The organism is Gibbsiella greigii (genome assembly GCF_039540155.1).
Lineage (GTDB): Bacteria > Pseudomonadota > Gammaproteobacteria > Enterobacterales > Enterobacteriaceae > Gibbsiella > Gibbsiella quercinecans.
Map to the genome: position 1 here is coordinate 217,171 of NZ_BAABEM010000021.1, position 23,018 is coordinate 240,188.

General features: G+C 56.2%; 19 protein-coding genes. 10 read left to right on the forward strand and 9 right to left on the reverse strand.

The window, feature by feature from the left end:
* Positions 1 to 3: 3 nt before the first annotated feature.
* The 4 genes from AC559G_RS15365 to sbcB all read left to right on the forward strand — a co-directional run bounded on the left by AC559G_RS15365 (position 4) and on the right by sbcB (position 3,359).
* Positions 4 to 750, forward strand: coding sequence for a S24 family peptidase (locus tag AC559G_RS15365; RefSeq protein ID WP_498913124.1), 747 nt, complete (start codon positions 4 to 6; stop codon positions 748 to 750).
* A gap of 445 nt (positions 751 to 1,195) precedes the next feature.
* Positions 1,196 to 1,393 carry a hypothetical protein gene (locus AC559G_RS15370; protein WP_498913125.1) on the forward strand — a complete coding sequence of 66 codons (198 nt, stop codon included), beginning with the start codon at positions 1,196 to 1,198 and terminating at the stop codon, positions 1,391 to 1,393.
* A gap of 242 nt (positions 1,394 to 1,635) precedes the next feature.
* A complete protein-coding gene (locus AC559G_RS15375; protein ID WP_498913126.1) occupies positions 1,636 to 1,839 on the forward strand; it encodes a DNA polymerase III subunit theta in 204 nt (67 codons plus the stop codon).
* Positions 1,840 to 1,931: 92 nt separating this feature from the next.
* Positions 1,932 to 3,359 carry an exodeoxyribonuclease I gene (gene sbcB, locus AC559G_RS15380; RefSeq protein ID WP_498913127.1) on the forward strand — a complete coding sequence of 476 codons (1,428 nt, stop codon included), beginning with the start codon at positions 1,932 to 1,934 and terminating at the stop codon, positions 3,357 to 3,359.
* 77 nt (positions 3,360 to 3,436) lie between these two features.
* Here sbcB and AC559G_RS15385 read toward each other — a convergent pair whose 3' ends face one another.
* The gene (locus AC559G_RS15385) at positions 3,437 to 4,804 is read right to left on the reverse strand and encodes an APC family permease (RefSeq protein WP_462615643.1); all 1,368 of its coding nucleotides are present in this window, start codon (positions 4,802 to 4,804) and stop codon (positions 3,437 to 3,439) included.
* Between the two features lie 311 nt (positions 4,805 to 5,115).
* On the opposite strand from AC559G_RS15385, the gene AC559G_RS15390 reads away from it, so the two are divergent.
* The 4 genes from AC559G_RS15390 to AC559G_RS15405 all read left to right on the forward strand — a co-directional run bounded on the left by AC559G_RS15390 (position 5,116) and on the right by AC559G_RS15405 (position 10,246).
* Positions 5,116 to 5,457, forward strand: coding sequence for a hypothetical protein (locus tag AC559G_RS15390; RefSeq protein ID WP_498913128.1), 342 nt, complete (start codon positions 5,116 to 5,118; stop codon positions 5,455 to 5,457).
* A gap of 25 nt (positions 5,458 to 5,482) precedes the next feature.
* Entirely contained in the window at positions 5,483 to 6,994 is a 1,512-nt protein-coding gene (locus tag AC559G_RS15395; RefSeq protein WP_498913129.1) for a sugar ABC transporter ATP-binding protein, read from the forward strand.
* Positions 6,991 to 7,986, forward strand: coding sequence for an ABC transporter permease (locus AC559G_RS15400; RefSeq protein WP_498913130.1), 996 nt, complete (start codon positions 6,991 to 6,993; stop codon positions 7,984 to 7,986). The genes AC559G_RS15395 and AC559G_RS15400 overlap by 4 nt, the downstream gene beginning before the upstream one ends.
* Positions 7,987 to 8,260: 274 nt before the next feature.
* On the forward strand, positions 8,261 to 10,246 hold the full coding sequence (locus AC559G_RS15405; RefSeq protein WP_498913131.1) for a ligand-gated channel protein: 1,986 nt from the start codon (positions 8,261 to 8,263) through the stop codon (positions 10,244 to 10,246).
* A 553-nt stretch (positions 10,247 to 10,799) separates the two neighbouring features.
* On the opposite strand, the gene AC559G_RS15410 is transcribed toward AC559G_RS15405, so the two are convergent.
* The 4 genes from AC559G_RS15410 to yieE form a co-directional block, all read right to left on the reverse strand.
* Positions 10,800 to 11,588 (reverse strand): ABC transporter ATP-binding protein, encoded by a 789-nt coding sequence (locus AC559G_RS15410; protein ID WP_498913132.1) that lies wholly within the window; start codon positions 11,586 to 11,588, stop codon positions 10,800 to 10,802.
* A complete protein-coding gene (locus AC559G_RS15415; RefSeq protein WP_498913133.1) occupies positions 11,588 to 12,670 on the reverse strand; it encodes a FecCD family ABC transporter permease in 1,083 nt (360 codons plus the stop codon). The genes AC559G_RS15410 and AC559G_RS15415 overlap by 1 nt, the downstream gene beginning before the upstream one ends.
* A gap of 240 nt (positions 12,671 to 12,910) precedes the next feature.
* Positions 12,911 to 14,389, reverse strand: coding sequence for an amino acid permease (locus AC559G_RS15420; protein WP_498913134.1), 1,479 nt, complete (start codon positions 14,387 to 14,389; stop codon positions 12,911 to 12,913).
* Positions 14,390 to 14,539: 150 nt separating this feature from the next.
* On the reverse strand, positions 14,540 to 15,406 hold the full coding sequence (gene yieE, locus AC559G_RS15425; protein ID WP_498913135.1) for a LysR family transcriptional regulator: 867 nt from the start codon (positions 15,404 to 15,406) through the stop codon (positions 14,540 to 14,542).
* A 163-nt stretch (positions 15,407 to 15,569) separates the two neighbouring features.
* Here yieE and AC559G_RS15430 point away from each other — a divergent pair, with 163 nt between their 5' ends.
* Together AC559G_RS15430 and nfo are read left to right on the forward strand one after the other, a co-directional pair.
* Complete coding sequence (locus AC559G_RS15430) at positions 15,570 to 16,652, forward strand: YeiH family protein (protein WP_498913136.1); 1,083 nt, start codon at positions 15,570 to 15,572, stop codon at positions 16,650 to 16,652.
* 98 nt (positions 16,653 to 16,750) lie between these two features.
* Complete coding sequence (gene nfo / locus AC559G_RS15435) at positions 16,751 to 17,590, forward strand: deoxyribonuclease IV (RefSeq protein WP_498913137.1); 840 nt, start codon at positions 16,751 to 16,753, stop codon at positions 17,588 to 17,590.
* Between the two features lie 123 nt (positions 17,591 to 17,713).
* Here nfo and adhP read toward each other — a convergent pair whose 3' ends face one another.
* From adhP to fruB, 4 genes are all read right to left on the reverse strand, one after another.
* Positions 17,714 to 18,727 (reverse strand): alcohol dehydrogenase AdhP, encoded by a 1,014-nt coding sequence (gene adhP, locus AC559G_RS15440; RefSeq protein WP_279028004.1) that lies wholly within the window; start codon positions 18,725 to 18,727, stop codon positions 17,714 to 17,716.
* A 416-nt stretch (positions 18,728 to 19,143) separates the two neighbouring features.
* Complete coding sequence (fruA, locus tag AC559G_RS15445; protein ID WP_462615636.1) at positions 19,144 to 20,838, reverse strand: PTS fructose transporter subunit IIBC; 1,695 nt, start codon at positions 20,836 to 20,838, stop codon at positions 19,144 to 19,146.
* A gap of 13 nt (positions 20,839 to 20,851) precedes the next feature.
* A complete protein-coding gene (gene fruK / locus AC559G_RS15450) occupies positions 20,852 to 21,793 on the reverse strand; it encodes a 1-phosphofructokinase (RefSeq protein WP_346079360.1) in 942 nt (313 codons plus the stop codon).
* Positions 21,790 to 22,923 carry a fused PTS fructose transporter subunit IIA/HPr protein gene (fruB, locus tag AC559G_RS15455; RefSeq protein WP_498913138.1) on the reverse strand — a complete coding sequence of 378 codons (1,134 nt, stop codon included), beginning with the start codon at positions 22,921 to 22,923 and terminating at the stop codon, positions 21,790 to 21,792. Before fruB ends, fruK begins: the two co-directional genes overlap by 4 nt.
* Positions 22,924 to 23,018: the final 95 nt, after the last annotated feature.

Genomic DNA, 23,018 nt, shown 5'->3' on the forward strand with positions numbered 1-23,018 from the left:
GCAATGGAAACGAAAGAAATACGCCGCAATAACCTGCGCGATCTGATGGGGCACTATGCTCGCCAGGGCGTTAGCCAGAATGCCTTCGCCATCCGGGTGGGCTCTTCCGCGCCGACTCTCAGCCAAATCATTGGAGAAAAATTCTCCCGTAACCTGGGCGATAACCTGGCCCGGCGCATTGAGGCCAGCCTGGATCTGCCCAAAGGCTGGCTGGACGTTTACCATGAAAAGCGTCTGGCGCACCCGTTCGACAACGCGGCAACGGAATCCGACTTTCAGCTGGCGCGGCTAAAGCCCGCCGTGTGGGAAGATACCCCACAGGACAAAGAAGAGTTTGTGGAAATATCACTGCTGGATATTGATTTCTCAGCCGGTGATGGCTGTTACGAGCTGATCGACCGCGAGGAGTTTTCGCTGATCTTCCGCCGTTACTATCTGCACAAAATGGGGGTGGCGGTGAATGCCGCCCGCATTATCCGCATCTGCGGTTCCAGCATGGAGCCACGCCTGCAGGATGGCGATGTGGTCGGCATCAATACCGCCGATACTCGCATCCGCGACGGCAAAACCTACGCCATTCGCCACGGCAACCTGCTGCGCGTTAAAATGCTGCTTGTACAACCGGACGGCGGCGTGCTGATCCGCTCATTCAATCAGGCGGAATACCCGGATGAATACCTAAGCTATGCGCAGCGTAGAGATCAACTGGTGGTGCTCGGCCGGGTTTTCTGGTCGTCGTCATCCTGGTGAATCCCCCCGGGATTCACCAGGATGACGCGTTATTTTAAAGAGAATTGATACGTTTAATCACAACTTGCCAGCCAAGTTATACTTTTTTCTTCACAACAATACCCGTCGTAAATAGCACGATACCCCCTCCCCCTCTACAGCAGAAATAAAACGGTAAAAAACCTGCAATAAAAGATAATAAATCAACACAGACAAGTTACAGCAAAATATTAATTTAACCATTAACAAGTAAGCCGGTGAATATCCCGTCCCCCTGCAAATTGACCTATCTTTAAAGAAAAACAAATAACCTCAGATAAAATTATATTAAATTACAATGGTGAATGATAAGTAACAAAATGATAGGTATTGATTATGCATTTCCCGCCGATGTTTAGTCCGCATTGAGGTTTCCTGTGTTTTAATTAGCGGGAAATTTAAATCATCTCTCGCCAAGGAGCCTCTAATGAGCTACAACAGCAGGGTTTGGTGGTGTATGTTAGCCTTGTGTGCCTTGTTTTGGTTAACGGTGTTTGCTAGCCTATTTATGCTTCAGCAACATATTTTTGAAACTACGCACCACTACCAACATAAGACGATAACAACAACGCATTCAATGAATGACTATCAGGCGGCATCCTTGTTTGCCCATCATTCTGGCTAGCAACAGCCAGCAATAGTGAGGTAATGCTACGCTATGGCGGCTTTCGGTTATAAGGAAATAACATGAACATGAAAGTGTGGTTAGGCATACTCATTATTTGCTCATCGTTTTGGTTGGCCATCGTCAGCGGTTTGCTCTTCATCTGCGGTATATTTTGACCATTAACGAGGAGGCATTCGCCAAATTGCAACGTATCACACTAACAATGGAATATTCTCTTTAGCGAACGGGAGATGAATACAATGGATAAAGACAAGGATCGCTCGCCACAAGCCGAAGATGAAAGAGTCGCGGCTGATTTGCTCGCGCTGACAGTGACCTATCACGAACGTTATGGGCACGAATCCAACCTGAAAACCGCCGAGAAACAGGTTCCAGCGCATTTGCGCAGTTACTTTCACCAGCAACTCAAGAAATACCGCACTACGCCATCGCTGAAAGACTAACGTTTCTCTGGGCTGGTGCGGCTTTACTTGGCATCAGGCATGGTGAGGTTACAATAGGCGCATATGCATTCCGCCACTGAAGAGATAACACGTTGAGTAGCAAGGTACCGGCCACATTCTACATTCACGATTACGAAACCTTCGGCAAGAGTCCGGCGCTGGATCGCCCGGCCCAGTTTGCCGGCGTACGTACCGATATGGACTTCAACATCATTGAAGATCCGCTGGTCATTTACTGCGCGCCATCAGACGACTACCTGCCCGAGCCGGAAGCCGTGATGATCACCGGCATTACGCCGCAGGAAGCCTTGGCCAAGGGCCTGAACGAAGCGGAGTTCGCACGGCAGATCCACGCCGCTTTCAGCCAGCCCAACACCTGTGTTCTGGGCTATAACAACGTCCGTTTCGATGATGAAGTCAGCCGCAACATCTTCTACCGCAATTTCTATGATCCCTATGCCTACAGTTGGCAGAACGGCAATTCACGCTGGGATCTGCTTGATGTGATGCGTGCCTGCTATGCGCTGCGCCCAGACGGCATTGTCTGGCCGGAAAACGAAGACGGCTTCCCCAGCTTCCGGCTGGAACACCTGACGCAGGCCAACGGGATTGAACACGAACATGCGCATGATGCCATGTCCGATGTGTACGCCACCATCGCCATGGCAAAACTGGTCAAGCAGGCGCAGCCGCGGCTGTTTGATTACCTGCTGCAGCATCGCAGCAAGCATAAGCTGAACACGCTGATCGATATTGTGGAGATGGCGCCGCTGGTACACGTTTCCGGCATGTTTGGCGCCGCACGCGGCAACACCAGTTGGGTGGCCCCGCTGGCCTGGCACCCGGAAAACAAAAACGCTGTGATCATGTGCGATTTGGCCAGCGACATCACCCCGCTGCTGGAGCTGGACGCCGATCAACTGCGTGAGCGGCTCTATACCCGGCGCGATCGCTTGGAAGACGGCCAGGCCGCAGTGCCGATCAAACTGGTGCACATCAACAAATGCCCGGTATTGGCGCCGGCAAAAACGCTGTTACCGGCCAACGCCAAGCGGCTGGGCATTGACCGCCAGGCCTGCCTGAACAACCTGCAAACCCTGCGCCAGCATCCTCAGGTGCGGGAAAAAGTGGTGGCGCTGTATGCCGAGGCGGCCCCGTTTACCCCACCCGATGACGTTGATGCCCGGCTGTATGACGGTTTCTTCAGTGATGCCGACAAGGCTGCCATGAACATTATCCAGCAAACGCTGCCGCAAAACCTGCCGGCGCTGGATTTAACCTTCAACGACAGCCGGATGCAGGAACTGCTGTTCCGCTTCCGCGCGCGCAACTACCCAAAAACGCTGGATGACGCCGAGCAGCGCCGCTGGTTGCAACACCGCCGGGACGTGCTGACGCCGGAGCGAGTACAAGCCTATGTGCTACAACTGGAAGCGTTATACAACCTGTATGAAGGCGATCAGGAAAAAATGGCGCTGCTGAAAGCGCTGTTTGACTACGGCCGTGAACTGGTGGAGTAACAAAAAGGGCCTGCTCAGCAGGCCCCTTGCTACGTAAATACGGCCCGGCGCACGCCGGGCTGTTTCATCAATGGCGATCAGGCAAGATCTTCGCTTGCCTGCGGCACCGGCAGGCGGAATCTGCGGGTAACGAACGCCAGATAGATCAGGCCGATCGCCGCCCATACCAGGCCCAGCGTCATCGAGCTGCTTTCCAGGTTCAGCCACAGCGCACCCACGGTCAACGCGCCGATAACCGGCAGCACCAGATAGTTGAGGTTATCCTTCAACGTTTTGTTGCGTTTCTCGCGAATGTAGAACTGAGAAATCACCGACAGATTGACGAAGGTGAACGCCACCAACGCGCCAAAGTTGATCAGTGCGGTGGCCGTTACCAAATCAAACGATACGGCAGACAGCGCAATCACCCCCACCAGCAGCACATTCAAGGCCGGCGTACGCCACGTTGGGTGTACATAGCCAAAGAAGCGCGATGGGAACACACCGTCACGGCCCATCACGTACATCAGGCGGGAAACGCCCGCGTGCGCCGCCATGCCGGAAGCCAACACGGTCACGCAGGAAAACACCAGAATGATCGACTGGAAGAACTTGCCGGCCACGTACAGCATGATTTCCGGCTGCGATGCGTCCGGATCTTTAAAGCGTGAAATATCCGGGAAATACAGCTGCACAAAATAAGACACCACGATAAAGATGATGCCGCCGATCAGCGCCGTCAGGAAGATCGCCTTCGGGATCACCTTTTCCGCGTCTTTGGTTTCTTCAGACAGCGAGCTGATGCCGTCAAAGCCCAGGAAAGAGAAGCAGAGGATGGTCGCACCGGTGATCATCGGCACCACGTGTGCGCCCTCGCCCCAGAATGGGCGGCTGCTCACCAGGGTACCCGCCCCTTCACCATGTGACACACCGTTGATCACCAGCCCCAGGAACACCACCATGATCGCCACCTGCACAACCACAATGATGGCGTTTAGGTTAGCCACCAGCTTAATGCCGCGCAGGTTAAAGAAGGTCATCAGCGCCACCAGCGCCGCGACAAAAATCCACGACGGCACGCCTGGGAAAATCGCCTCAAGGTAAATTTTCGCCAGCAGGATGTTGATCATCGGCATGAACAGATAGTCCAGCAGCGATGACCAGCCCACCATAAAGCCCACGTGCGGGCTGATGGCCTTCTGCGCATAGGTATAGGCAGAACCGGCGGAAGGGAACTTACGCACCAGTTTGCCGTAGCTGACCGCCGTAAACAGAATCGCCAACAGCGCGAAAGCGTAGGCGGTGGCAACGTGGCCATCGGTCAGGCCGGAAACGATGCCGAAGGTATCGAAGATGGTCATCGGTTGCAGATAGGCCAGCCCCATCATCACCACAGGCAGCAACGTCAGAGATTTACGCAGCGTCGCGCGCTGTTCCGGTGCAGCGGTGCAGATGTTATCGGACATTGTTCAGCCCTCCCTGACCTTCAACCTTGCGCAGAGTCGACTCGCCAAGACTTAAGGCAGCAGGGAAACGTCGCAACGTGCGAACCAATGCTGAAAGAGGGGTATTTGACGCTGGATAACAGCGCAAAGCGGCCTGAGTTGCTCCATAATCGCTGCCGACACAGCGGGATCCGGCGGGTACCGGCGCTAAGGTGAAAAATTGCCCCATCTTACTTATTCCTCAATAGTGGCGATCATGAAGTTTTGGTTGATCGCGCACAAAACGGTTTATCTATCCGGCTCTCAGTCCGGCCTCTCTATGAATGAAACACATGGTTGCAGAACGCAAATGCAAAAAAATAACCGACGCTTTAAGGCGTCGGTTATTTGCATGGCGGGTATTTTGCACCAGAAAAGCGCCGGAAGGCAAGATCGATAAAACAGACAACCGCTATTCTTTTAGCGTTCGTCTGGGAAACATCCGAACGGGCAAACGATTCGTCTGGTTATCCTCTCATTGGATCAGCGCCGCCGCGGAGCCGGCTCAGATTATGCTGCCAATCGTTCGAGAAACGAGCTTTTACACCACCATAACCACTTTTATCTTCGTTAGATCATTTAGTTTATTGCTAAAAAATAAATCTGTGTTAAAAAAGGGCTCTCTAGCCATCTAAACACCTAAACGTCTTTAAGTACATTATGCCAACCGTAACGCCAGCACGCCTTGAGATGCGCAATATTTCCATCGCCTTCGCCGGCTTTAACGCGCTGAAAAATGTCGATTTTACCCTGCAGGGCGGCTCGACCCATGCGCTGATTGGCGCAAACGGCGCGGGGAAGTCCACGCTGATGTCGATCCTGTCCGGGGCCTACAGCCACTATCAGGGCGATATTTTCATCGACGGTGAAAAGGTGGACATTCACTCACCGCAGCAGGCGCGGCGCCATGGCATTCACGTGGTGCAGCAAGAAGTGGACGTCGCCCTGATCCCAACGCTCTCCGTTGCGGAAAACATCATGCTGGACTGGCTGAATCAGCCGGGCCACCTGCTCAGTTGGAAGCAATTACACCAACAGGCACGCTCGCTGCTTGGCCAGCTTGAGCTGGCCATCAACCCGCGCCAACCGCTGGCCGATTGCACCCTGGCGGAAAAACAGCAGGTGCTGCTGGCCCGCGCGCTGTCGCACCGCTGCCGTTTTCTGGTGCTGGATGAACCCACCGCCCCGCTCGATCGCGCTGAAAGCGAACGCCTGTTCAAGGTTGTACGCCGCCTGCGCGCCGAAGGCATCGGCATCGTGTTTATCTCGCACCGTATTCATGAGCTGAGCGAAATCTGCGATCGGCTCACGGTGCTGCGCGACGGGCGCCACGTAAGCGAAGACGCCATGCGCGGCCTGAGCGGTGAACAGATCGTGGAAAAAATGCTCGGCCACCGTCTGGACGATATTTACCCACCGCGCCGGCCGCCGCATGGTTCACAACCATTGCTCCAAGTCAGCGGGCTGAACGATCGCGACAAGCTGGACGATGTCTCCCTGACGCTGCATAAAGGTGAGATTCTCGGCATCGCCGGCCTGGCCGGCGCAGGAAAAACCGAGCTGTGCAAGGCGCTGTTCGGCGCCAGCCAGGCCAATGTGGCGCAAGGCGAACTGCACGGCAAAGCCTGGGCGCCGCGTTCGCCACACCATTCCGTCGCGCAAGGGCTGGCATTGGTGCCGGAAGAGCGCCGCAAGGAAGGCATTTTTATTGATGAAGCGATCCCAATGAACCTTAGCGTCAGCGCCGACGACAGCTTTTCACGCTGGAGCCTGTTCAGCCGCCGTCGGGAACTGCGCTGGGCGCTGGACATTATGCAGCGCCTTGGGGTACGCGCTTCGGGGCCACAGCAAAAACTGGCACGCCTTTCCGGCGGGAACCAGCAAAAAGTGGCGATCGGCAAATGGTTGCGCGGCGGTGCCGACGTGCTGATCTTCGATGAGCCCACCAAAGGGGTGGATATCAAGGCCAAGCAGGATCTGTTTACCCTGATCGACGGCCTGGCGCGAGCCGGCAAAGGCATTATCTATGCCTCCGGCGAGTTCTCTGAGCTGGTTGGGCTGTGCGATCGCATTTGCGTGCTATGGGATGGCCGCGTGGTGGCGGAAGTGAACGCCGCCGATATTGATGAAGAAACCTTATTATTATATTCCACCGGAGGAAAACCAGAGTGAGTAAAGAATCATCCCTGCAGCGGGCGCTGCCGTGGCGCCACCAACTGTTTGAATTTTTGTATAAATGGGGAATGTTACTCACCGTTGTCGTATTGATTGCCCTGTTCGGGCTGGCTTCGGATAATTTTCTCGATCCTAACAACATCATCAATATTCTGCGCTCGATCGCCATCGTCACCGTTATCGCTATCGGCGTGTCCATTTCGCTTTCTGTCGGCGGGTTCGATCTGTCGGTGGGCTCCACCGCGTCGCTGGCCAATGCGTTGGTAGTTTCTCTGTTCGTCTGGTACGGCTTCGGCACTACCGGCGCCATTGTGCTGACGCTGCTGATTTGTATGTTGGTCGGCCTGTTCAACGCCTTCCTGATCGTGGTGTTGAAAATTCCGGATATGCTGGCCACTCTCGCCAGCCTGTTCGTGATCCAGGGTGTCGCGATGACCTACAGCTACGGCGGTTCCATCACCGAGAATATGGTGCTGCCAAGCGGCGATATGGCGGAAGGGGTGATCCCGGCGGTGTTTTCCAGCCTGGGGCAGGTGCCGGTGATTGTGCTGATCATGCTGGCGGTGACCATTGTGATCCAACTGTTCCTGTCGTTGACCAAGCACGGCCGCCGCATGTACGCCATCGGCGGCAACCCGGAAGCGGCGCGCCTTTCCGGCATCCGTACCGTGCGTTACAGGGTTATTGCTTACATCATATCTTCACTGCTGGCGGCGCTTGGCGGCATTCTGCTCGCGTCACGTATCGGTTCATCGCAGGTGAATGCCGGCGGCGGTTATCTGATGGATGCGGTCGCCGCGGCGTATATCGGCTTCTCACTGGCCGGCTCCGGCAAACCCAACGCATTGGGCACGCTGGTGGGGGCGGTGATCCTCGGCGTATTGCAAAACGGCCTGGTCATGCTTTCCGTACCCTACTATGCCATGGATATCATCAAGGGGCTGGTGTTGGCACTAGCGCTGGCAATCACCTATATCCAGAAACGCTAATCTTATCGGCACGGCGCCCAGCCGTGCCTTCCCCTGCAAGCCCCCTTCCCCCACTCATACCCAACCGCTCACTCTGGCGGCTACGTTGATCGCCCAATAAACACATGAATGCTAGTGATTATCATTTGTGTTTACATTCTTTTCTATTTGCTTACAATGCCTTTGCAATAGACGCACAGTGTGGAGATCGCTCGCACGCAGCGAACGCCACAATCAAACTTTAACGTAATGTGTTAACAGGGATTTTTTCCCCTCAAGCCAGGAAATTAGCAACATGGACAAGCTAAACGAGAACAAAATCGGGGCATTACTTATCGCAACGCTCGCCAGCACCGGCGCCTATGCCGCCCAGGAAGACACCATGGTGATCACCGCCAGCGGCTTCCAGCAACGGATTCAAGATTCCGCCGCGTCGATTTCAGTGATCCCGCGCCAGCAGATTGAGAATAAAGCCTACCGGGATATTACCGATGCGCTGAAAGACGTACCGGGTGTGGTGGTTACCGGGGGAGCCAGCAGCAGCGATATCAGCATCCGCGGTATGTCTTCCAAGTACACGCTGATCCTGATCGACGGGAAACGCGTGGACACCCGCGGCACCCGCCCCAACAGCGACAATGCCGGCATAGAACAAGGCTGGCTGCCGCCACTGGAAGCGATTGAACGCATTGAAGTGGTGCGCGGGCCGATGTCTTCGCTGTACGGCTCCGACGCCATGGGCGGCGTTATCAATATCATTACCCGCAAAACCGCCAATAACAAAAGCTGGCTGGCGTCGGTGCGCGGCGACGCCACCTTCCAGGAGCGTAGTGCCGCCGGCGATCAGTTCCAGACCAATGCTTACGCCTCCGGCCCGCTGATTGACGGGCTGCTCGGCCTGCGCGTCAACGGCCTGTTATCACGCCGGGCCGAAGATCGCATCATCAACGGCTATAACGAACAACGTATGCGCAGCGGCACCGCCGTCTTCAACCTGACGCCGGATGAAAAAAACGAGTTTGATTTTGAAATCGGCCGTTCATTGCAGGATCGCAACAGTACGCCGGGGTTTTCCATGGCGGCGGAAAACTGCCGCAACGGCCGATGCACGCCAAACAGCGCCAGCAACAGCCTTTATGCCCGCACTAACTACGCCATTACCCATAACGGCTATTACGATTTTGGCACTACCACCAGCTACGTTCAGCGCGAAGAAACCACCAACCCCGGGCGCGATATGAAGCTGAACAACACCATATTCAACACCCAAACCCAGTTGGATCTGGGCAGCCATCTGTTCAGCATCGGCGGCCAATACCGCTACGAAGATCTGCACGATGGCGGCAACCAGCTGGAATCCGCCGATGGCTTGAGTAAATTGACGCGCTGGAGCTGGGCGCTGTTCGCTGAGGACGAATGGGCATTGACCAATGATTTTGCCCTCACCAGCGGCATCCGTATGGATAATGATCAGAACTACGGCAGCCACTGGACGCCGCGCATGTATGGCGTATGGCACTTAACCGAACAGTGGACGCTGAAAGGCGGCGTTTCCGCTGGTTACCGCTCGCCCGATCTGCGCATGGCATCGGCCAACTGGGGCCAGATCACCGGCGGCGGCAGGAAATCCATTATCGTCGGCAACCCCGATCTGAAACCGGAGAAAAGCCTGGGTGAAGAGCTCGGGGTGATGTGGGACAACCAGCAGGATATGAGCGCGGGCCTCACCCTGTTCAATACCGATTTTAAAGACAAGATCACCGAAATGCGCCGCTGTGACAGTGGCAACGGCGATCCGGTTTGCGATCTGGGTGGTACGGCATATTACTTCATCAGCGATCGCGTGAATGTGGATAAAGCCAATATTCGCGGGGTGGAAGGCAACGCCAGTTGGGTTATCACCCAGGCCTGGCAAGTGACGGCCAACTATACCTACACCGAATCCGAGCAAAAAAGCGGTGTGCAGAAAGGCAAGCCGCTGAACAAAATGCCCAAGCATATGTTCAATACGGTTATCGACTGGAAAGCCACGCCGGATCTTGATGTGTGGTCGCGTCTTAATTTCCGCAGCAAAACCTCGGATTATTTGAGCCGCGTCTCCATGAGCAAGGGTTCGCCGTCTTATACCTTTATTGATGTGGGGGTGAGCTATAAGGCGAATAAGCGGCTGACGGTGAATGGCGGGGTGTATAACCTGCTGGATAAGACGGTTGATTACAGTAACTATGAAACGGTATTGGATGGGCGGCGTTATACCGTGGGGCTGGCGTATACGTTCTAAGCGTTACGCTGTTTGGCGCCTTCAATGGCTTCAACACCGGTGCTCCACTCACCAAATCGCTCGTCTTTGAGATTAACCCATGTCAAAACTGGTGGTTAGGTTTCCCGGTGGCGATAGATTGGGGTGTTGACGTTTAGCGCGCATCTTGGGCTGCCGAGCAAGGCGCCGTTGCCAGGGGCAATCGTCCAAGGACGGACGATTGAGGCGAGACAAACAGGAAGGTTTGTCGTAGCCGACCCGCCCGGCGACGGGGCCGCCGCGAGGGGACTCGCGCAGCGGGCAGACCATGTTAAGCGCAGGCCGGGGTGTCGGGGCCGGGCCTGCGGCCCTGACAATTGCCGTGCGCGATTGCCGCAAAGAAACGCGGAGTGATTAGGGAAATTCCACTGACACAGCGGGTTACAGAGTACGGTTTCGGCATCGTTCCTTGCCCTGACCGAGAGGGTTTTGGTCGCCATACTATCGGGCTTTTTGTCGCACCGTAGCCCGCGCCCTAGTCAAGGCAATTCCACTTACAGGTGAGTTACAAAGTGCGGTTTCAGCAATACGCTAATTACATCACCGACTCATTGATCAAACCATCAATCAGCACCTGCGGCGTTCCCCGCGAACAACGCTCAATGCGCCCGCGCACGCCATATACCTGCGCCAGACTCTCCGGCGTAATCACCACCTCAGGAGCCCCATCGGCAACCACATTACCGTCTTGCAGCATCAATACGTGGTCACCGTGGCGCAACGCAATATTGATATCATGCACCACCACAATGGTAACAATATTGCGTTTGCCGGTTTCCCTGCGCACCAGATCCATCACGTGGAACTGATAATTGAGATCCAATGCGCTAAGCGGCTCATCAAGCAACAGTAAAGAAGGCTGGCGAATCAACGATTGCGCCAACCCCACCAGTTGCTTCTGCCCGCCGGAGAGCTGATCAAGATAGCTCAACGCCAAATGAGCGATGCCCAACTGCTCCAGCAGAGCCATCACCTCGGCCTCGCTGCCGGCATGGCTGCGCCCGCCCGAAGCGCGCTGTGCCACAATCACCGATTCCAGCACGTGCAAATGCACACCGGCCGGCAACGATTGCGGCAAATACACCACCTTCTCGGCCCGGCGGGCAAACGGCATTGCCATCAGATTATCGCCATCCAGCCACAGCTTGCCCTGCGCCGGGTTCAGACCGGCCAGCGAACGCAGCAGGGTTGATTTCCCGCTGCCGTTCGGCCCCAGCAGCACGGTGATTTTACCGCGTGGCAACATCGGCACCGATAAGTTGCGGATAACCTGGCGCTTGGGATAACCGGCGCAAAAATCCTCGATCCGTAATCCAACGCTCATCAGACGTTCCCCCTATGGCGCAAAATAATACTCAGGAAGAACGGCACACCCACCAGCGACGTCACAATACCGACCGGGATGATAATCCCAGGCACCAGATTCTTCGAGGCGACAGACGCCATCGACAGCACCAATGCACCGATCAACGCGCTCGCCGGCAGATAAAAACGGTGATCCTCGCCAAACACCATGCGCGCGATATGCGGCGCCACCAGGCCGATAAAGCCGATGGGCCCAACAAATGCCACGGCCAGTGACGACAGGATACTGATGCGCAACAGCGTCGCCAGCCGCAGGCGGCGCACGTCAATACCGAAACTGACGGCGCGATCTTCCCCCAGGCGCAGCGCGGTCAGCTTCCATGAGCTCATCATCGAAAGCGGCAACAGCACGGCAAACACGCCAAGCAGAATGCCAAGCTTTTCCCACGAGGCGCGCGCCAGGCTGCCCATGGTCCAGAACACCAGCCCTTGCAGGGTATCTTCGCTGGCGATGAACTGCATCATCGAAACCAAAGCATTAAAGGTAAACACCAGGGCAATGCCGAACAGCACCACGCCAGAGGTCGCAACGCGTGTCCAGCGCGTAATGCCATCCAGCATCAGCGCGGCAAACAAGGCGAACAGAAAGGCGTTGGCGGAAATAAACCATTGATCGGAAATGCCGGGGATACCGATACCCAGGACAATCGCCAGCGCTGCGCCAAACGCAGCGGCGGAAGAAACCCCCAGCGTAAACGGGCTGGCCAGCGGGTTATTGAGGATGGTCTGCATTTCCGCGCCCGCCAGGCCAAGCGCCATGCCCACCACCACCGCCATCAGCGCATAGGGCAAACGGATGTCCCATACGATAACCCGCGTGCCGGCGTCCGCCGCGGCGGGATCGAGCAAGGTTTGCCAGAGTGCAGTAAGAGAAAGCCCGGAAGGCCCCATGGTGAAATCCAGTAACAGCGATCCGACAATCGCCAGCGCAAACACCCCCATGATCAACAAACGGTGGTGGAGAATATGGTGATAGCGCCCCATGACGTGCGCGCCGGGCGAGCTTTTTACATCTGGCCTGGGATCGGTGGTTAGGCTCATTATTTCGGATACCTGTTACGACAATGACATACCGGCGCCCCAAAGGGCCGGTTTTACCGGGAAAGCGCGCTAACAATAAATGAAAGGATAATACTTATCAATCGTAGTCATCAGCCTGACCGCCGCTCAACGCAGGTAACATGTTCTTATATAGAGAATCGTGGTTTAACCACAGCGGCGGTGAAACAGACAGGAAAACGGGAAACCATCACGCGGCAGGCCGCCGCGTGATGCCGGTGATTACTTCACCTCGGACGCTGGGAATTCCATCTCGCTGTATTTCACCACGCGGGTACCGCGGGTCAGTTTGTAACCAAACCAGATAAGCAGAAACAGCGGAATACCGATATACGTCGCCGTCACGCCATACCAGTCAATCTTGTCTTCCAAAAATGCCTGGTAGTTCTGGCCCAGGGTGATGATAAGGCACAACACAAACGCAAAGATCGGCCCAAGCGGGAAGAAGCCGGAACGGTACGGCAATGCGTTCAGATCAAGCCCCTGCAACTCATAACCACGGCGGAAACGGTAGTGGCTGATGGCGATGCCAAGCCAGGCGATAAAACCGGTCATGCCAGAGGTGTTCAGCAGCCACAGGTACACCGACTGGTTGCCGAACATCGATGTCAGGAAGCACAACCCGGCCACCACGGTGGTGGCATACAGTGCGTTGCGCGGCACGCCCCCTTTCGACAGGCGAGCAAAAATACGCGGCGCCTTGCCTTCCGAAGCCAGGGTGAACAACATCCGGGTTGAGGCATACATCCCGGAGTTACCGGCCGATAACACCGCCGTTAGGATAACGGCATTCATTACCGCCGCCGCGGACAGCAGGCCAGCATGCTGGAATACCAGCGTAAACGGGCTGACGCTGATGTCTTTCACATCGTTGCGCAGCAGGCTCGGATCGGTATACGGAATGATCAGGCTGATGATCAGAATAGCGAAAATATAGAACAGCAGAATACGCCAAAACACCTGGCGTACCGCGCGTGGGATGTTCTTCGCCGGGTCTTCGGACTCACCGGCCGCAATGCCAATAAGTTCCGTCCCCTGGAAAGAGAACCCGACGATCATCGCCACACCGATCATCGCGGCAAAGCCACCGGCAAACGGCGCATCGCCCACCGTCCAGTTCTGCCAGCCGGCGTGTTCGCCACCTTTCAAGATGCCGAAGATCATCAACACGCCAATCGCAATAAAGACGATAACGGTGGTAACTTTAATCAGCGAGAACCAGTACTCCGCTTCGCCAAAGCCTTTAACGGAAATGTAGTTCAGCAGGAACATCAGGCTCAGGAACAGCGCGCTCCAGATCCAGCCCGGCGTATCCGGGAACCAATACCCCATCACCAACTGTGACGCCACCAGGTCGACCGCGATGGTCACCGCCCAGTTGTACCAGTAGTTCCAGCCCAACGCGAAGCCAAAGCCTTCTTCCACATATTTGGCGCCGTAGGTGGAAAACGAGCCGGAAACCGGCATAAACGCCGCCAGTTCACCCAGACTGGTCATCAGGAAGTAGACCATCAAACCGATTAACGCATAGGAAAGTAAAGCGCCGCCAGGCCCAGCCTGGGAAACCGTCGCGCCGGAAGCGACAAACAAACCCGTACCAATAGAACCGCCAATGGCAATCATGGTTAAATGCCGTGCTTTCAGTTCACGGCGTAGTCCGGGTGCTTGTTGCCCCTGTATTTTTATATCCTGCTGAGCCATTCTAACCCTACTGCTCGTCGAAAAATGAGGCCGGATTGTAGCAAATACCCGCCGACGGACTAGTAAACATTGCCCTGATATAAGATAGCTTCATAATCCGGGGGGTATTATTAGAAAAAACGCTGATATTAACGCCCGTATAAGCCGCGCTTACAGGCTGCAATAGTCCAGAAAGCGTTGCAGCGCATTGGAGATATGCTTCTGCCGGTGATGGATCAGATACAGCGTTCGCATCAGCGGCGGCAACGGGATCGCCAGTTCAACCAACGTGCCGCTCGCCAGCTGTTCCTCAATAACCCGCCGCGACAGGCAGCTAATGCCGATGCCATGGCGAACCGCATGTTTGATCGCCTCTGAATTACCCAGCTCCATCACCAGCTTGAAATTGGGCAAACGTGACAACAACAGATGGTCCAGCACTTCGCGCGTGCCCGAGCCGCGTTCACGCAGGATCCACGGCGCTTCGGCCAGGGTTTGCTGCGTCAGCGGCTGGTGCGCCAACGGGCTTTCCGGCGCGGCAAACACCACCAGCTCATCCTCCAGCCACGGCTGGGTCACCAATTCAGGCATATGGCACGGGCCTTCGATCAGCCCCAGATCCACCCGGAAATCCGCCACCGCGCCGATCACATCCTGGCTATTGCCCACATTCAGCTCCAGCGGGGTTATCGGGAAATCCTGGCGATAACGGGCGATCATCGCCGGCAACATATAGTTGCCAATGGTGCTGCTGGCCGCAATGCGCAGCGCACCGCCGTCGCACAAAAACAGCTGTTCAATCTCCCCCGCTTGCTCCAGCAGCGACAGCGCCTTGGGGTATAAAAGCCGGCCATGCTCATTGATCACCAGCCGCTTGCCGACGCGATCAAACAATTGCACGCCCAGTTGCCCTTCCAGATCGGCCAGCGCCGCGCTGACGGCCGATTGCGATAATGCCAGCACCACGGAAGCCTGGGTGGTTGAACCGCTTTTCAATACTTCAGTAAACACTTCTAACTGCCGCAGTGTGATATGCATAACTGTCTCGTGATCAACGCCGTCCCCGGCCATCCCATGGTGATTATCGCCAACCCCATGCCGTTACCACTTATAATGATAGATTATAAACATATAATCAATTTCTCTTTTATACAGCCAAAACGTAGGCTTACGGGTAAACGATAAGACAAGGATTGAACCTATGGCTGCGGATATCACCCATATTCTTCCCCGCCGGCACACGTTGCCGTTTCGGGCAACCCACCTGCTGCCGGGGCTGCTGCTAACCGCGTTAATCAGCGCAGTCGCCGTCTGGGCAGCCGCTATCCCCTTGGTGGCGGAACTGGGGCTTGGCGCCCTGACGCTGGCGATCATTTTCGGCATCCTGGCGGGCAACACGTTCTACCCCTGGCTGCAACCGGTTTGCCACAGCGGCGTACAACTGGCCAAACAGCGCCTGCTGCGCCTGGGCATTATCCTTTATGGCTTCCGCCTGACGTTTCAACAGATCGCCGACGTCGGCGCCACCGGCATCATTATTGATGCGTTGACGCTGAGCAGCACCTTCCTGCTGGCCTGCTGGCTAGGCAAAAGGTGGTTCGGCCTGGATAGCCAAACCACCATGCTGATCGGTGCAGGCAGCAGCATCTGCGGAGCGGCGGCTGTGATGGCCACCGAGCCGGTATTGAAAGCCAATTCCAGCAAAGTCGCGGTTGCGGTATCCACCGTGGTGGTCTTCGGTACGCTGGCGATTTTCGTCTACCCGTGGCTGTACCAGCTCAATGCGCACTTTCAATGGGTCGGCTTCAGCCAGAAAACGTTTGGCATCTACGCAGGCTCTACCATTCATGAAGTGGCGCAGGTGGTCGCCGCCGGGCACACTATCGGCCCGGATGCGGAAAATGCCGCCGTCATCGCAAAAATGATCCGCGTGATGATGCTGGCACCGTTTCTGCTGCTCCTTTCCGGCTTTATCAGCCGCGCCGGCAACGGCATGCAGGCAGAAAAGTCCGCCATTACCATTCCGTGGTTCGCGGTATTGTTCATCGCCGTGGCGGGCCTGAACTCGTTTCAACTGTTGCCGGTGCCGCTTGTGCATACGCTGATCGCCGCCGATACCTGGCTGCTGGCCATGGCGATGGCGGCGCTTGGGCTGACTACCCATATCGGCGCAGTACGCCAGGCCGGGATGAAGCCGATTCTGATGGCGACGCTGTTGTTCATCTGGCTGATTATTGGCGGCGGCGCGATTAACCTGTGGATTTCACACCTGATGCATGCCTGAACGTGCCCGCCCACCAGGGCGGGCGCAACCCGTTGTTCCCCCATTCAATCTCGCCGCCATCAATGCCATAATGGCACCGATCATACAGGAGAATAAAAATGAAATTTGTCGGTGCACATGTCAGCGCTGCGGGCGGCGTGGATCAGGCGGTGATCCGCGCCCACCAACTGGAGGCAACCGCCTTCGCCCTGTTCACCAAAAATCAGCGCCAGTGGAAAGCCGCCCCGCTGTCGGCTGAAACCATCGATAAGTTCAAAAGCGCCTGCGCGCAGTATCACTATGGCCCGGAACAGATTCTCCCGCACGACAGCTACCTGATTAACCTTGGCCACCCGGTCGCGGAAGCGCTGGAAAAATCGCGCGAAGCCTTCCTGGATGAAATGCAACGCTGTGAGCAACTGGGGCTGACATTACTGAACTTCCATCCAGGCAGCCACCTGATGCAGATCGATGAAGATCGCTGCCTGGCGCGCATCGCCGAATCCATCAACATTGCGCTGGATAAAACGCGTGGCGTCACCGCCGTGATTGAAAACACCGCCGGCCAGGGCAGCAATCTCGGCTTCCGTTTTGAGCATTTGGCGGCAATCATTGCCGGTGTGGAAGACAAAAGCCGCGTCGGCGTGTGTATTGATACCTGCCATGCGTTTGCTGCCGGTTACGATCTGCGCAGCGAGGAAGAGTGCGAAAAGACCTTCAGGCAGTTAGAAGAGGTGGTGGGGTTTCATTACTTACGCGGTATGCATATCAACGATGCCAAGAGCGAATTCAACAGCCGCGTTGACCGTCACAACAGCCTGGGGGAAGGTAATATCGGCAAAACCGCGTTCAGCTACATCATGCGCGATCCTCGCTTTGACAATATTCCGTTGATTCTTGAAACGGTAAACCCGGATATTTGGGCGGAAGAGATTGCCTGGCTGAAAGCACAACAATAATACGAGGAAGCAATGGGTTCACGGCACCCGCCATTCCCCTTTGCTAACCCAGCCGGCGCGCGGCTGGCTGGGTTAGATAAAGCACGACTTTAATGAACCGCCCGCATAAAAGCAGGCCGGCGATTAGCGCGTCTTGAAATCAATAACCATGCGGCCTTTAATTTTGCCCTGCTCCATTTCATGGAAGATGGCATTGATGTCTTCCACCGGGCGCAGGGTGACTTTTGGCACCACTTTGCCTTCGGCGGCGAAGGCGAACGCTTCGGCCAGATCTTTACGGGTGCCCACCAGCGAGCCCACAACCTGGATACCGTCCAGCACCAGGCGTGGAATGCTCAGGCTCATGGCCTCCGGCGGCAAGCCAACGGCAACCACGCGCGCGCCGGCGCGCACGGCGTCAACGGCAGAGTTGAAGGCAGCTTTGGCAACCGCAGTCACCACGGCGGCGTGTGCCCCGCCCACCTTTTCCTGGATCACTTTCGCCGCATCTTCATTGCGGGAGTTAATGACCAGATCCGCCCCCATATCACGGGCGAAATTGAGCTGTTCGTCATTCACGTCCACCGCAATCACTTTGGCGTTGAAGACGTTTTTCGCATATTGCAGCGCCAGGTTACCCAGGCCACCCAAACCGTAAATGGCGATCCATTCGCCCGGCTCAATCTGCGAAACCTTAACCGCTTTATAGGTGGTCACACCGGCGCAGGTCACGCTGCTGGCAGCGGCGGAATCAAGCCCGTCAGGCACCTTGACCGAATAGTCGGCCATGACGATGCACTCTTCCGCCATCCCGCCGTCCACCGTGTAGCCGGCATTTTTTACTGAACGGCACAGGGTTTCATTCCCTGAAGTACAGTATTCACAGTATCCACACCCTTCAAAGAACCACGCCACGCTGGCACGATCGCCCACTTTCAGCGACGTCACGCCAGGACCGACGGCCGTCACCAGGCCAATGCCTTCATGACCGAGCGTCAGCCCCGTTCTGTCGCCGAAATCACCGTTTTTAACGTGCAAATCCGTGTGGCACACTCCACAGCAGTCCATTTTCAATAACGCTTCGCCGTGACGTAACGGACGAACTTCTTTATTCACCACCTCAACCTGATGATCCGCGGTAACTACTGCTGCTTTCATCGATTTACTCCCTAAACAGTAAAAAAGATAATGAAAACCATTATCCTTGCTAGTTTAAATTATTACGCTTGGTAATGGGAAGTGCATATCTTTGCGTCTTGCTCATGAATTACAAGAAGCGCTAAATCCGTCGATTTAATCGTAGCAGTATGAAATTTAATCGCAAAGACGATAATCTGTAAGCAGAAATTACCATAGACACCGGATGGTTTTTCACAGAATCAAAACGATGGTGGGCAGTTTGCTGTTTTCTGTTAGCCGTAATCCGTGCAACAACACATAAAGAAAATGCCAGTCAGATACTCTGAATGGCATTAATATTATTAATCTATCCGTTAATACTTCAAGTTACAGCCGTTTTGTATTTATGTTCTGCAACCCGAATTATTTTGGAAATATTATAAATTGTTCTGCGATTACGCTGCGCTGGCAGCCGGCACTTCCGCACGTTTCAAAATCGCGTAGGCCACGCCCGCTACAACCGTCCCGGCAATGATCGAGACCAGATACAGCAGCACTGGGCTAATGGCGCCAGGGATCAACAGCACGAACAACCCGCCGTGCGGCGCCATCAGCTTAGCGCCAAAGGCCATCGACAGCGCACCGGTCAAGGCGCCGCCGACGATACAGCAAGGCAATACGCGCATCGGATCGCGGGCTGCGAACGGGATAGCCCCTTCAGAGATGAAGCACAGGCCCAGCACCAGCGCCGCTTTGCCCCCTTCGCGCTCAGACTTCTCGAATTTGCGTGCGGCCAGCAGCGTCGCCAGGCCCATGGCCAACGGCGGTACCATGCCGGCAGCCATAATCGCCGCCATCGGCGCATAAACCGAAGAGCTTAGCAACGCCACACCAAAGGCATAGGCCGCTTTGTTTACCGGGCCGCCCATATCGGTACACATCATCCCGCCCAGAATGGCGCCCAACAGCACCGCGTTAGCCGTGCCCAGCGATTGCAGCCAGTTGGTCAGGCCTTCCATGATTTTCGCCACCGGCGTACCGACCACATAAATCATGACCAGACCGGTAACCAGACTCGCCACCAATGGAATAATCAGTATCGGCTTCAGCGCTTCCATACTCTGCGGCAAATGCAGTTTGCTGCTGATGAACTTCGCGACATAACCGGCCAGGAAACCGGCGATGATACCACCGATAAAACCGGCGCCGGTGCTCACGGCCAGCATCCCGCCGATCAACCCTGGGGTTAACCCCGGGCGGTCAGCGATAGAAAAGGCGATATACCCGGCCAGAACCGGCACCATCAGGGCAAAGGCCGAGCCGCCGCCGATCTGCATTAACGCAGCCGCCAACGTGCCCTTAACTTCGAAGGCTTTAATACCGAACACAAACGACAGTGCGATACACAAACCGCCCGCCACCACCATCGGCAGCATGTAAGACACACCGGTCAACAGATGGCGATATGGGCCAGTCCCTTCTTTCTTGCCCTTGCCGCCAGCGTTGGAAGACGCGCTGTTTTTCTGCGGTTCGAACACTTCCGCTTCGGCCACCGCTTTATCCAGCTCCTGCGCCGTTTTCTTCAGCGCCAGGCCGGTGGTGGTCCGGTACATGCGTTTACCGGCGAATTTATCCAGATCGACTTCAATATCCGCAGCCACCACAACCAGATCGGCCGCTTCCACTTCTTCCGGCGTGATCACATTGCCGGCGCCCACGGAGCCACGGGTTTCCACCTTCACCCACCAGCCGCGTTTTTTCGCTTCGGTTTCGATGGCCTCTGCCGCCATGAAAGTATGCGCAACGCCGGTCGGGCAGGCCGTTACCGCCACGATACGCAGCGGGCCGCCGGCCTTTTTCGCCGGTGCGGCCGCCTGCGGCGCCTGGTAAGGTTTCGCTTCCGCCTGCGCCTGTTTCAGGAACGCTTCGGGTTCACGCACCGCGTGTTCCGCATCCCCAACGTACACTTTTTTGCCATTAAGCGCCGGATCCGCGGGCGCCGCCTGGCCAACCACGACCACCAGTTCCGCATCGGCTGGCGTTTTGACCAGCGTCAGCCCGGCTTTCTCCGTCGCGGCACCCAAAATACGTTGCGCCAGGTGACCAGATGCTTGCCCCAGCGAACTGTCTATTATCAGCAGCGTTTTCATCCTGCCTCCTGTCCTAGCTATTAAAAGGTTTCAGATCGACGCGCGCCATCATCGCGGCCAACTGAGGGCGATCGGTCACGCCAACGTTGCTCTGGCTAACGGCCAGTGCAGCCACGGCGGTGGCCAAACGCAAAGTATGCTCGCTGGATTCACGCATCAGCAGGCCGTAGATCAGGCCGCCGACCATAGAATCGCCGGCGCCCACGGTGCTCACCACTTCGCAAGCCGGCGGTTTGGCAATCCAGGCGCCAGAGGCGTTGACCCATAGGGCGCCTTCGGCGCCCAGTGAAATCACCACATGGGCAATCCCCTGTTCACGCAGCGCGTGCGCGGCTTCCACCACGTCTTGCAGCGTCGGCAATGGCCGCCCAGCCCAGATTTCCAGCTCGCGGCGGTTTGGCTTAACCAGCCAAGGCGAAGCCTTCAGCCCAGCGACCAGCGCTTCGCGGCTACTGTCAAAAATGATGCACGGACACTGCGCGCGCAGGCGGGTCATCCAGTCGGTAAAGGCTTCCGGTGCCACGCCGGCCGGTAGGCTGCCGCTGACCGCCACCATATCGAACTGGCCCAGCCAGCTCAGGGAATCGGTGACGAAACGCTCCCAGTCTTGCTCCGTTACTTCAAAACCGGAGAAGTTCAGATCGGTCACTTCGCCGTCTTTTTCTGTCAGTTTCACGTTGATGCGCGTGCGGCCAGGAACAACCTGAAAACGGTTGGCAATTCCCAGATCGCTAAACAGCAGTTGGAAACCATCCTGATTCTCTTTGCCCAGGAAACCACCGACGGTGACGTCGATCCCCAGATCCTTTAATACCTTGGCAACATTTATGCCTTTGCCCGCCGCATGCAGCCCGGTGGTTTTCACCAGGTTAACTTCACCGCGTTCGATTGCCGGGCAAAATCCCACCAGATCGTAAGCAGGATTCAGCGTAATTGTTGCAACCCTTCTGCTCATGCTGCCCCCTCGCCCAAACCTTCACTAATTGCTTCGCCGATCGCTTTCAGCGCAGCTTCAGCATCCTCGCCGTTGGCGGTAAAGCGCAGGTGATGCCCTTTTTTGACGCCCAGCGCCACCACTTTCATCAGGCTGCGGCCGTTAACCGGTTTGCCCGTGCCGTCCAGGTTAGTCACCGTGATCTCACTGTTGAATTTCTTGATCACGTTCACCAACATCGCGCCCGGACGAGCATGCAGGCCGTGATCGTTATGGATCACATATTCCGCCGTCAGCACTTCGCTTTGCTCGGCAACGTCGCTGGTCAACAGCGCCAGCACGCCGGCGGCGTCGGCGTTCAGCAACCGTTCAGCTTTATTCGCTTGCAGCAAATCGCTCAGGTAATTCAGCACGGTCAGCGGTTGTTCATCGACAACGGCAACGGTCAGCAGCAGCGCCACTTTTTCACCGTCTTCTTCAAACGCCTGCGCCGGGCGGCTTACCGTCGCCGCGCTGTGCAGGTTGCCTTCGGTGCTGTCGCTCAGCCAGATCCCCTGCCCCAGGTTCAGCGGTTTGCGGGTAATCACATCGCTGACAAAGCTGGCGTTTACTGCGCCAATCTTTTGCAAGCGGCCGGCGTTCAGCGCCTGCAGCGTCATCAGGCTGTCTGCGGCTACGTCCAACGTGATCAATGAAGCGTCGAATTGGAATTCATCGGCTTGTTTTTCGCCCATCAGCAGGCTGCGTAACTCTTCCGCCGAGGTAGTCTTCGCCATTTGTTCCGCCACGCTGTCGTCGCTCAAGACGTGCGTCAACTGGCGTAACAGCGCCAGGTGCTCATCGGAACGGGCGGCAATACCAATCACGATATAGGCCGTCTGGCCTTCACCCCAGGTGATCCCCTGCGGGAACTGAAACACCTGAACCCCGGTATTCAGCACCAGATCGCGGGTGTCCGTGGTACCATGGGGAATGGCGATGCCGTTACCCAAATAGGTAGATGTTTGCAATTCGCGCTGCTTCATGCCGTCAACATAACCGGCGCTGACGCACCCGGCGGCGGTAAGCGCGGCGGCAACTTGCTCGATCGCGTCCTGTTTGCTGCTTGCGGTAGCGCCCAGGTGAATGTCTTGCTGTGACAACTGGAACATGACTCTCCTCTCCTGCCGAATTGAATCGTTTCAGCTTTATTGAGAAAAAGGAGCGTTACACAAACCAACCCAATCAGTTAGGTAACGCTGAAACG